We start from the raw sequence: 12,853 nt of genomic DNA on the forward strand, positions 1-12,853 counted from the left end.
AGTAAATAACTAGCCACATAAACGCACAACCTTAGTGCGCAAATATTATATGTGGTGTTTATTCATCAAGCTCTAAGTGAGCGCGTTCAACGCTTTCTTGAGGTAACTCTTTTTGCACCGATACACCCAACTCTTTAAATTCTGAGGCTTGTTTAATTAAGTTACCTTTACCACGGTATAACTGAGAAAATGCTTTATCGTAAGTTTCTTTGGCTTTATCAAGCTGTTTACCCACGCCTTCCATACTGGTTAAAAAGCCGTTGAGTTTACTGTAAAAACGCTCAGCACGATTAGCCAGCTCTTTTGAATATTTAGTTTGCTCTTCAAAGCGCCATAACTGCTTAACAATATTTAAACTGGTTAGCAGGGTAGTAGGAGTAGCAACCAAAATGTTTTTTTCGATTGCTTGCTGGTAAATGTCGCTTTGGTATTTGAGTGCTTCTACAAAGGCGGATTCAATCGGTACAAACATAATAACAACCTCAGGCGAATTTATCCCTGGTAAACGGTCATACGATTTACTGGCCAACTCATTTATACGGGCAGTTACGGCATTTACATGCTCTTTAATAGCTTGTTGAGATTCCAGCTCTGTTTCGGCATTTACATAACGGGTATAGGCATTTAACGATGTTTTTGCGTCAATCACTAAGTGCCGACCTTGGGGTAAATACACCACCACATCAGGGCGCAAACGGCCGTCTTCGGTATTAAACGACACTTCGCGTTTATAGTCTGTGCCAGCTCGAAGCCCTGCGCTATCAAGCACGTTTTCAAGCATTAACTCGCCCCAATTACCTTGGGTTTTCTTTTGCCCTTGTAAGGCATTGCTTAGTTTGTCAGCCTGCTCGGTAATGGCTTGGCTTTTGGCTTGTAAATGAAGCAGCTCAGTTTTAAGCGCAGCACGTTGTTTTAAGTCTTCAACGTGAATAGATTCCATTTTATCTCTAAAGCCTTTTAGCTCACCTTGAACCGGCTTGAGTAACTGCTCTATGCTTTCTTGATTGAGGGTTTTAAATTTTTGCGATTTTTCTTCTAAGATTTGATTGGCTAAATTTTCGAATTCTTTTTTAAGCGTTTCTTTACTTTGCTCTATATGGGCGAGTTGCTCGCTGAAATGTTGCTGCTTTTGCTCAAGGGTGGTGCGTATATTATTAAGCTCGACATCGCGCAGATTGTATTGCTCGCGCAGGGCGGTTAGCTCGGCTTCGGTTTTACGCCAATATTGATTATAAAGTTGACTTTGTTTTTCTTGCTCAGTTAATCGCGTTTTAAAATGTTGCGCCTGATCACGTTGCTCTTGATGAGTAAGCCCTAACAAGTCGTGCTCTTCCACTAAAGAGGCATATTGATTTTGCGTATGCTCATACTGGCTTTGTAATAACAATAACTGTTGTTGCTGCTCACTCACTTGGCGCTTTATTTTTTTGCTTAACTGGACTGATACAACGCTGAAAATAGCCATACCGGCTATAGCGCCAGTACCAACACTTAACCAATCTAAATGGGATAAAAACGAAGTAAACATAGAATAAACTTTTAAAATTTAGTGACATGCCATCATAACGAATTACGCTCTTTAGCAGTAGGGTAAAACACTAAATTAAGCGCATAAAAAAAGCCAGCTAGTAAAGCTGGCTCAATATTACTAAATTAGTAATCAAACAGGGAAATCAACATGAAACTTGTAAAACAACATATCAACTACAAGCATAATAGTAGACGCGCGGTGTTTAAATTAGTTCAAAATAATTTTAAAAAAGTTGAATTTGAGGCATAAAAAAAGCCAGCTAATAAAGCTGGCTCAATATTACTAAATTAGTAATCAAACAGGGAAATCAACATGAAACTTGTATAACAACACATCAACTACAAGCATAATAATAGACCCAGCCATTTGTGATTAGTTCAAAATAAATTAAATAAAAAAATAAATATTTTTAAAAGAAAAAAAAGCCAGCGCATTACTGGCTGGCTTAATCATTACTATGTCTAGTAACTACTATATGGGATATCAACATGAAAGCTTGGAGAAACTGCAATTTAACCAAGCATATTAATAGACGCCTACAATTTAAATAAGTTCAAAAACTCGTCATGATTTTTTAAAATTATTTTAGCTTTTAATTAAAGACAGCATTTGTTGTTCGTCAAACTGGGTAAAACTCATTGATTTTTCGGTAAATAATGCATCTACAAGCGCTTGCTTATCTTGCTGCATTTGAAATACTTTTTGTTCAATAGAGTTAGCCATAATTAGTTTATAAACAAACACTGGGTTTGTTTGCCCAATTCGATAAGCACGATCGGTGGCTTGTTTTTCAACGGCTGGGTTCCACCATGGATCAAAATGAATAACGGTGTCGGCTTGGGTTAAATTAAGCCCTGTACCACCGGCTTTTAAGCTAATTAAAAACACGGAAGTGTTACCACTGGTAAATTCGTCTATTACTTTATCGCGATGGCGCGTTTGCCCAGTTAGCATACTAAAATTAATATTTAGCTCATTTAAACGCTCGGCAATTAAATCAAGGGCAGAGGTAAACTGGCTAAATATAATCACTTTACGGCCAAGGCTAAGCATTAAAGGTAAGTGACTCGATAACCATTCTAATTTAGCACTGGCTGCCTCAGTTTCAGGTTCAATGAGTTTAGGATGACAACAAATTTGGCGTAACTTTAATAGAGCTTCTAAAAAAGCGAGTTTACTTTTTTGTACGCCTTGCTCGGCAAATAAATCAATCAGTTTTTCTTCAAGCGCACGAGTTATACCTTGGTACATATCTTTTTGTTTAGGTTCAAACTCAAACTCTTTTATAAGTTCGGTTTTTTGCGGTAGCTCTTGAGCCACTTGGGCTTTAGTACGGCGCAAAATAAACGGCATAATTAACGCTTTTAGTTGCTCTGCACGTTCAATGTTGCTTTCGCGTTCAATAGGGCCTTGAAAATGCTGCTTAAAGTGCGCCTGTGAACCTAAAAGCGAGGGCATTGCAAAGTCGAGCAATGACTTTAATTCAAATAAATTGTTTTCAATTGGGGTGCCACTTAAACAAAGCTTAAAGTCGGCATTTAAACGTTTTACCAACCGCGAAACTTGTGCGGTATCGTTTTTAATATACTGGGCTTCGTCAAGAATAATGTTTTCAAAATACAGCGGTGAGTAATAAGCAATGTCACGTTTTAATAGCGGATACGTGGTTAAAATACATTGCGCTTGTGCCAAATGCTGCAACGAATCATTTCGGTGTGCACCAAAAATAGTGGTCACTTTTAAGCTTTTTGCGAACTTGGTAATTTCGTTTTGCCAATTACTCACTAAACTTGTAGGGCACACAATAAGCGTAGGCCCTGCTTGCGGTGTATTGTATGAGCTTGCTAAGTAGGCAATCACTTGTAACGTTTTACCCAAGCCCATATCATCCGCTAAAATCCCACCTAACTGATTACGCTTTAAAAAGTTAAGCCAAGCCACGCCTTCTTGCTGATACTCTCTTAATACTACAGAATCGTGTAAGCCATGAATGGCAGTGTTAGGTGATAGCAGTGCATCGTTATTTAGTTCATCAAGGTAACGCTCTAGTGACGGGTCATGTAGCTCTACATTAATAGCTGTGTGCTGAACTAATTCAGGTAAGTATGAAAGCGGAATGTTAAATTCGTCACGGGTTTTAATAAATTCAAATCGCATTTTAAATTCAATTAATAAATTAAACGCTGCTTTATCAATAACCCCAAATTGACGGCCAACAGGGTAGTAATAAAATAATTCACTTTGACGGTTTAACGATTCATACAGTTTATTATTTACATTTAATAGGGTGGCTACTTTGGTATCGTTTAGCATTACTTTACTATGCATTTGATGACCTGCAGCTCTGTTTACATGCAATGAGATTTGGCTTTTAGTATCAGCAACATTAACTTTGCTCATTGATACTTGCCAACCGCGTTGTTTAAAGCTGGGAAGTACCTCGTGAACTAGCCAATGTAAGTGAATAGCCGATTCCTGACTAAAAATAAACTCGCTGTGTAAACCCCCTTTACAAAAATCGAAGCCTAAGTTGACTAACTCATTGGTAACGGTGTTTTCGAAGGCGCTATTAATTAACTTTGCAGGCGCGGTGCCCGCTAAATAGTTTTTATTTTTATACTTAAACGATAACGAAATAGCCATTACTGAGCCCGACATGCTGACTTTAAGTATGGCATTACTCAACGACTTAACAGGCGTGCTTGGTGTATTAGTCGGGTGGGGAATAACACCTACACCAAAGTTATCAGCAAGCTGCTTATAAATTCGGTCAAAGTTTGTATCGTGCAGCGCCGGTATAATTTGTAAGTGCGCAATTTCATCAGCACTGAGGGGCGTACGAATACGGCCTAATTTATATTTATCTAAATCTAAGTAGATGGGCGGTGTTGTTTTAATTAACGCCCAATTAGGAATTTGATCCAAGTGAATTTTTAACTGGGTGACTTCTTTTTGTTTTTCCCATACAAAATTAAGAGGTAAACCAGGTTGCGCTTTAATAGGTACTCGAGAGCGTTGTAAAAATAATCTGTCTGTGGCAAGTAATTGCTGCAGCGCATTAAAACCCCATTGACCTTTAAGCTCAATATTACCGACCGCATTTTGCGATCGGATCCAGCTATATAATCTAAAATCACTTTCGAGCAAATCGCTAGGGGTTACAAAACTATTAAGCTGTTGCTCAGTTAAATTTCGCCCAAGTGCATAATTATTATTTTTATCGTAGTTGGCAATTTTAGGGGTTAAAAATACTTTGTTGTTTTCTATGTCTAATACAAACAGTAATACTTGCGAGGGTTGAGCTTGGTCGGTGTTTTTAAGCGCGCTTAGTTCACTAAACCAATCATTAATAAAATAATCTTCACCGTACTCACCAGAATGCTCAATTTTAAGCTTTAACAAAATAGCGGCCAAATGGCGGCATTTAGTTTTAACATTACAGGTACAGTGGGTATCGACCGAATAACCAGTTGGTAATTTACTGATCTCAATACGTTGGTTGAACGCGATTCCTTTATCACCTTGCACCGTAGAGTCAACCACAGAAAAATCTGCATTATGTTCTAACCAACTGATTTGGCCGTTTTTATAGTACGATTTTCCTTTGGCCAACACCGCGGGTTTAAATAATTTTTTTATGAATCGCTCAGAAAGAGGAAACTGGGTAGCCTGCTCATTTTTAATTTCTTCAAAAATAGCCATTAAATCATTTTTTGATAAGTTAGCAGACATGTCACTCAAAGTATTAAAATTTAAAAACAATTTTTCCAGTATATGCCTTATCAGCGCTGAGCTAAAGCAATATTATTTTTAAAATAAACTGGTTGGATCTGATTGGTTAGTAAAAAATTGGTTTATAGCGAATTGGCGATCATTGTTTAATTTTGCTCACTAAAAAAGCACGTTTAAATTACAAAATAAAAACAATTAATTAACTTTAAAAGGAGGTTTAGTTAGGCTTAGATCAGGTTTTTACTAACAAGGTGAAAAATGGCATTAAAAGGAGGTGTTTAGTTAGTAAAAATATGATCCTTGATGGTTTAAGCCATGTTTTTAGCCTTTTTATACCACTAAAGATCAGATTTTTACCAACTAAAAAAGAGGTCTAGATCATGATTTAACTAACCCAACCCCTTTTACAGATCACGATATTACTAACTAATTAAAGGCACTTAATAACTTAGTAAGTTGCTCTAAGCGCTTGTCTGTCATCACTTTATTATTTATTTTAATTGAAACGTCACCACTTTTAAGGTTACGTTGCACACTAATAAAGTCATTTTCTAAAACCGCTTCACGTTTTGATGCTGTTTTAGGCTCTGTAGTTAGGTATTTAGTAATTAGCATAGCGCGCTTGTCGTCGGCTTCTAAGGCGTTAATTTCATCATTGCTGGCAAGTGCAACAACTAACTCATTAAATGCTTCCTCATCGCGCTCCTTTGCGTTAATCAGCTTTTTAGCAACTTCTCTACCAACATGATTAGCTGTTGGGTAAAGGGCTATAACATCTGCAGATATTTGCTCATACGCTTTTATCGCATCAGCAATCGCTGTATGCGATACCCCTTCAATAACAGCAATTTCACGGTACGAGCCTTTTTTGCCTTGTTGAACAAGATCGTTTCTAGTTTGCTGATACGCTTGACCCAACTCCCAAAGACTAGGGGCAATGTATTGATCTGATGAAACCGCAAGTACTTTGGCATCTTGCTCGCTAAAGTCACTAGAACTCAATACGAGGTAGTCTGCGCCACCTAAAATACAGGCTTTACGACGTCTAGAGCCAGCTAATACAAGGCTCATATCACCTTGCTCCCACAATAGGGCAGGGTGCTGATTACGGCCATCTTCTTTAATAGCAGGAAGAATATCTGCGACTGACTTTTCGTTTAAAAGCGCTTGTACGCGACGATTTTTACCATAAACCTGAGTTGAGTTTTCAATCTCGTTATGTGCTATCACTTTACAAACAAGCGTAATTTCCCGATTAGGATCACTAGGAGCAGGCATACGAATAACGTCGCCTGCATTGGCTTGCTCTAAAAGGGCATCTAAGCTGCTACTGCCAACAGCGGTTGCAAAGGGATCTAAGCGGGTGTCATTTTTACGTTTTTTAGCCATTTTTAGTCAACATCCTTACTTAGGCGTATTTAATTTAGATTGAGTGGATTGCCAATTAGAACGAATTAGCATTTCGAGTTCATCAACTACATCTTTGATATTTTCTTGTGCGCGCATTAATGACTCTCTACTTGCTAAGCTGTCAGATGCTTTTTGGTCAAAGATAGTATTGAACGACGATGAACTGGCGGTAATTGCTGAACTATGATTAATAGGATAGCTCATTACTTGGCGACCAAAAGCACTACGCACATCTTTAACTATGTCGCGTTGTGAGTGATTGCCTTTCACATAATTAGTAACTAAAAATTGCATGAAATCCCAACCATCATGGCCAAGAGCGGCAACGGTATGATAAATCTCACCTAAACGTTTTAAATATTTATTATTTGCATCAAAGTCTACCGCTTCAGGGTGAACCGGAATTAGCATCGCCGTTGAAGCCATTAATGCATTGTAAAACATAAAGTTAAGCGTTGGCGCTGTATCAATTAGAAGAATGTCAAACTCATCTTTTACCGGATTTATTACTCGTTCTAATAGTTTGTGGTAATGGCGTGTTTGCTCATAATTGGAGGTGTCTTTGAGTAATGTTGCTGTTTCGTGCTCAAAATAAAAGTCATCCATACCTGATGGTAAAACACGAATATTAGGAATATGTGTTGGTAAAAAAGAGTTAGACACAAATTCAGGCCATGTTTCACCTTCATCAAGGTCAATGCAGTCACGCATCAAATCACCAACGGTAATTGGATCGGGCTCTGAAGATGGGAAAAAGCTTGATGATGACCCTTGAGGATCTAAATCAATTATACCGATACGGTAACGTTTAATGTTAGTAGTAGCGAGTGCAGCAGCAATGTTAACCATGCTTGTTGTTTTACCACAACCACCTTTTAATGAATTAATAACAATAACTTGGAGTTTGTCTGTTGATGAGCGGTGATCAGGCTGTATGTCCATAATATCAGCCATAGCAAAAATATTAACTAAGGTGTAGGCATAGTGGCCGTTTGCACCGCGTTTTATATTTAAATCGTCAAAGTCACCATTGTCATGGCGTCTTTTTAAGGTACGATTATTACAGCCAAGTAAATCAGCTGCTGCTTTTTGGGTGTAAGTTCTTAATTCTTTTTCTTCAGATTTAAGATGGGCGCGATAATGTTGGATACGTCCTTCTAGTGATTTTTCAGCAACTTCTGCGGTTGCTTTCAAAAGTCGATAAGTATCTAGCGCGTTTTTATTGATAGACATACTTTATTCCTCAAAGTTAGGTGTTTAGTATAATGTCCATTCAATTAGCTGTAAACAACTATTTAAGGCGACATGTCTTTTAAATACATGACATATAAAATAATTTTTACACCTTTAAGATTGCTTAGTATAAATAAAGAAGTTTAAGTATGGTTAAATATATAAGGTATTAAAGGCTAAGGGTGTAAAATACATATATAACATAATGATTTATATAAATAATATTAAAAATAGTGGATCAGTATTGTACGTGGTTAAGATCAGATCCTTATCTACTTGCAGATCAGCTTTTTACTAAGCGAATATTTACAATCTAAGTTACTCACAGGTTAAGCACTGAGTTACTCACAAATGCCTACCTGTAGATCATATTTTTACTAAGTAAATTATAAAGTTATGCACTAAGCAATAGTGATAATGCATGGTTTAATTAGTATAGATCTGATCTGTAGTAAGTACAGATCAGATCTATGCTAACTCGAACTAAGCTTATCCACAGGGGGTTAAGATTTTTATATAATTTGTCGTGTAAAATATAAAAAAAAACACTTTGTAATGGACAAAATTATTATTTAGTTAGTAAAAATTTGGCTTATCAACACTCAGTTAGTAAAAATGTGATCTGAAAACGCTTGTTTTAAGTTTTCCTTAGTAAAATACTGATCTGAGCATTTTATTTGAAGTCAGATCACTTTTATACTAACTTAAACATTTAACTTTTGTGGCTTTATGTGTTGTTATTAGCTGTCACAATAAAAACGGAAATAAAAACCATGAGCCGAAAGGTCAACATCTCGGTAGATAACTTGCCCGATACACTTAGGGGCCAAATTCACGGGGTGGAAAGTGCGATCGATAACGAAAGCCTAGCACTATTTACAGATAATAAAGATGTGCGAATTTCGATAGAAAATGCAGCCCATGGGTTACGCGCTTACTCTAACACATTTAACCATTATGATCTGTGGGGACGTTTTGTTCGCTCAGGCCACAAAAAACTGCCACTTGAAGAAGCCCCTAAAAAAACCATCATTACGCGTAAGATATCTGAAAAAGTAGATGGTATTTTATATGATGGCGAAATAAAAATAACACCGGCTGTGGTCAGTACTCGTAAAGATGGCGAAGATGTAGAATATTTAGTGTGGCCATCAGATAGAGAAGAAAAAGTAGAGCGCGCATTAATTCGCCTAGCTTCAAAAGGTAAAATTGTAAAAATTAATTTTAAGTCCGGTATTCAATATGCCGTTGTGTTTTCTATGAACGAATTAGCACAAGAGCTTAAAGCGGTTGGCCAATCTATGCCATATCCGCAAATTAAAGAGTCGCTTGAAGCATTGCAAGGTTCTAAACTTTCTTTTAAATATTCTGCAACGGATACTAAAAATTCTGATATTGATGATTCGTTTTACGAGTCGAATATGAACTTTTTATCGTCTTTGCACTTTAGTGGTAAGAAAGGCCAAGGCGGAAACGTAAAATGTGTTGCGTGTTTAAATGCATTTGTACACAACATGATTGATAACCTTGAATACAAAGGTTATTACTTTAACAGTGCACAAGAATTAAAACGCGGATTATCGCGTTGGATGATGCTGCGTTTATATCATTTATGGCGTTATGCAGCACCAGGAAAAACCTACCATTTTAGATTACTTTCTATTATGGAAAAATATGGCTCTATTTACTCAACGGATGATATTACCGAAAATAAATTAAAAGCACTGCGTCGTGATATGACAACCACGATGAAAGATTTAATTGAAAAAGGAGCAATATCTGAATACAGCATTACCAATGTTAAAGATGATAAAACCGGCAACATAGTCGATTACACTTATGAAATGCATCCGTCTGATCAATTTTGTGATGAGATATTGGCATTAAATAAACACAATAAGCGTATTGAAATACAAGGCGGCAAACGCATTGTTGAAAATGCGGTATTGATTGATGAAGATAAGCTGGAAGAAATTGTAGAAAAGTAATTCTATTTATTTTTACCAACAAATATATTAAAGGCCACATAATGTGGCCTTTTTAACATAATTTATTTAGTTACTTGTTCTAAATATAATCGGTCCACTAGAAAATCATATTCGCGTTTTCGGGGATGCGATAAGGGTTTTTGGTAACTCGGTAGTTCGCCAAATTTTACGTTGGGCTGTGGGTTAATTAGTATAAAAGGTAAAGCAGCACTAACATGATAGCGATTTTGTGCAGTGTACCTCACATTAACTTGAGGACTAACTCGAGTAGGGCGCCTAATTCGCAATTTTTCTTTTTCACCCAAACTGGCTACTCGAACCTGTTCTTGTGCAACCAGTGACTGCCATTTTTGCTGATCAATCATTCGCGGGTTTTTATAGCTTGCCGATTTTTCTAACATTTCAAGCGCCATTTTTTTTGTAAGTGTTTTGGTTGCGTGTTTATGCATCCAAGTAAAGCGAACAGAAAATGGGGATTCAATTTCACTATGAATTTTACGATACGCCGCAAGCGTTATTAAATTTGGCATTGCATTATGCACCGCTTCAAATCGCGCGTCGTTATTATCTATTGCTAAAATACAATTTTTAAAAGCTGCTTTTGCACTATTTACCTGTGCTATGCGATCAATAATGGCTTGTTTATTCGCCTCTTTTATTACTAGCAAACCAGGGTGTCGCTTTAATACTCGGCTGCTTAGCCCTGGCTTTTTATACATATCTGAGAAAGCATTTAAAATTGCCTTATGTGCCAATTCCCCTGTTATTTTTGAAACGCTTATAGACTCAGGGATTATATTTTCTTCAGTACTACTAATCTCAGGTAATTGAAAATACTCTGCTTTAGCAAAGCCAACCTCTTTAAGCTCATCAATTAAGCTAAGTGTTAATTCATTGAGTAAATCAAACTGACTTCTTATTTGTACCTTTGTAACCATTAGCTACCTACCAGAACACATCTTACTTATCTACTATTCTCGCAAACAATCTTTCCTTTTGATAGTTATCTTTTTAAATAACATACTTTAGCTAAGATTTATAACAACTTAAATTAAGTATGATGTGTTCTTTATGGTTTTTTAAGTACTTTTGCTTCACATATTTTAAAAGAAATAATAGAAGGGGTGAGTTTAGGCACTGAGCTTTGTATGAAGCGCTAGCATAAATATTTAAAAGCGCATAATTGAGTAGCATTCTTTTTTAAAACTACCCGTAAAGTTAAGATTACATAAGCGCAAATTAAGTACGATGTGTTCCTATTACTATCTGTATCACCATCGCTTAGCTGTTAAGCTTCTACTCAAGCCATTATAATGCACACTCTACCTACTTAGATTATTGTTTTTAAATGTTTATTTATTTTTGCTTTATAAACTTGCTCATCAAAAGTAACTCAAAATAGGCTCTTAAATCTTATTAAAATTTAACTAATAATTAAATAATTGGTAAATAGTGTATTTAGTCCTTGAACAAAGCACACTGCATACGTTAATTTCATTACATCAGGTAATAGGAATGAGGAATGAACATGCAATCGTGGAACCCAAATAGCTGGAGAGAACTGCCAATACTGCAGCAACCACAGTACCCAGATCAAGACGTATTAAAGTCGGTAGAAAGCCAGTTGAAAAGTGCACCGCCTTTAGTATTTGCCGAAGAAACAAGAAGTTTATTTAAACAACTTGAAGACGTATGCGAAGGCCGTGCCTTTTTACTTCAAGGTGGAGATTGTGCAGAATCGTTTAGCGACTTTAATGCCGCTAATATTCGCGATACATTTAAAACCATCTTACAAATGGCTGTAGTATTAACCTATGGTGGAAAGTGCCCGGTTGTTAAAATTGCACGTATGGCAGGTCAATACGCTAAGCCACGTTCAGCCGACTTAGAAACAATAGACGGCGTTTCGTTGCCATCTTACCGTGGTGATATAGTAAATAACTTTGAGTTTACTGAAGAAGCGCGTATTCCAGACCCTCAACGTTTAATGACGGCATATCATCACAGTGCAGCAACGCTAAATTTGCTACGCGCTTTTGCACAAGGTGGACTTGCCGACTTACATCAAGTTAACCGTTGGAACATGGGCTTTGTTGCTGCTAATCCACAAAAAGCAAAATACCAACAACTTGCAGACAAAATTCAAGACGCGTTAGAATTTATGGAAGTGTGTGGTATTAATTCAACTATAGCGCCAAGCTTAAAAGAAACTGATTTATACACATCACACGAAGCGTTATTACTAGGCTACGAAGAAGCATTAACACGTAGAGACCATTTATCAGGTGACTGGTACGATTGTTCAGCACACTTTGTTTGGATTGGTGAACGTACTCGCCAGCTAGACCATGCCCATATTGAATTTTTTAAAGGTATTAAAAACCCAATTGGCGTTAAAGTTGGACCAGGTATGGATCCAGACGAGCTTATCCGTTTAATCGATGCGCTTAACCCGGATAATATCCCAGGCCGATTAACACTTATCACGCGCATGGGTGCGGATGTATTACCAGAGAAGTTACCTTCGCTGGTGCGTAAAGTACAGCAAGAAGGTCGCAAAGTAATTTGGAGCTCAGATCCAATGCATGGCAATACTGAAAAAGCCAGCTCAGGTTACAAAACGCGTAGCTTTGATAATATCATGCGCGAAATTAGCCAATTCTTTGCTGTTCATAAAGCAGAGGGTTCTTACGCAGGCGGTGTTCATTTAGAAATGACCGGCCAACATGTAACAGAGTGTACCGGCGGTGCATACGGTTTATCTGACGATGACCTTGCTCAGCGCTACAAAACACAATGTGACCCACGCTTAAATGCTGATCAAGTATTAGAGCTTGGCTTTTTAGTAGCTGATTTACTAAAAGATGCGCGTAAATAATACCCGCTCATAAATACCAAAAGCCGCTTTTATTTAGCGGCTTTTTTGTGTTTAACTGTGATTACGCGCTTAAATCACACA

Annotated in this window: 7 protein-coding genes; 2 read left to right on the top strand and 5 right to left on the bottom strand. The window is 37.2% G+C overall.

The window, feature by feature from the left end:
• Positions 1 to 58 precede the first annotated feature (58 nt).
• From rmuC to ABZP26_RS19415, 4 genes are all read right to left on the bottom strand, one after another.
• Positions 59 to 1,528 (bottom strand): DNA recombination protein RmuC, encoded by a 1,470-nt coding sequence (gene rmuC, locus ABZP26_RS19400; RefSeq protein WP_028834611.1) that lies wholly within the window; start codon positions 1,526 to 1,528, stop codon positions 59 to 61.
• A gap of 588 nt (positions 1,529 to 2,116) precedes the next feature.
• Positions 2,117 to 5,263, bottom strand: a complete 3,147-nt coding sequence (locus ABZP26_RS19405) for a DEAD/DEAH box helicase (protein WP_368485721.1) — start codon at positions 5,261 to 5,263, stop codon at positions 2,117 to 2,119.
• Positions 5,264 to 5,689: 426 nt separating this feature from the next.
• Positions 5,690 to 6,652, bottom strand: a complete 963-nt coding sequence (locus tag ABZP26_RS19410) for a transcriptional regulator (protein WP_368485722.1) — start codon at positions 6,650 to 6,652, stop codon at positions 5,690 to 5,692.
• 15 nt (positions 6,653 to 6,667) lie between these two features.
• On the bottom strand, positions 6,668 to 7,906 hold the full coding sequence (locus ABZP26_RS19415; RefSeq protein ID WP_028834608.1) for an AAA family ATPase: 1,239 nt from the start codon (positions 7,904 to 7,906) through the stop codon (positions 6,668 to 6,670).
• 773 nt (positions 7,907 to 8,679) lie between these two features.
• On the opposite strand from ABZP26_RS19415, the gene ABZP26_RS19420 reads away from it, so the two are divergent.
• Entirely contained in the window at positions 8,680 to 9,894 is a 1,215-nt protein-coding gene (locus ABZP26_RS19420; protein WP_013463357.1) for a hypothetical protein, read from the top strand.
• 62 nt (positions 9,895 to 9,956) lie between these two features.
• On the opposite strand, the gene ABZP26_RS19425 is transcribed toward ABZP26_RS19420, so the two are convergent.
• Positions 9,957 to 10,832: a DNA replication terminus site-binding protein gene (locus ABZP26_RS19425; RefSeq protein WP_368485723.1), complete on the bottom strand. Its 876-nt coding sequence runs from the start codon at positions 10,830 to 10,832 to the stop codon at positions 9,957 to 9,959.
• Between the two features lie 590 nt (positions 10,833 to 11,422).
• On the opposite strand from ABZP26_RS19425, the gene ABZP26_RS19430 reads away from it, so the two are divergent.
• On the top strand, positions 11,423 to 12,772 hold the full coding sequence (locus ABZP26_RS19430; protein ID WP_368485890.1) for a class II 3-deoxy-7-phosphoheptulonate synthase: 1,350 nt from the start codon (positions 11,423 to 11,425) through the stop codon (positions 12,770 to 12,772).
• Positions 12,773 to 12,853: the final 81 nt, after the last annotated feature.

The organism is Pseudoalteromonas sp. SD03 (assembly GCF_040937955.1).
GTDB lineage: Bacteria > Pseudomonadota > Gammaproteobacteria > Enterobacterales > Alteromonadaceae > Pseudoalteromonas > Pseudoalteromonas tetraodonis.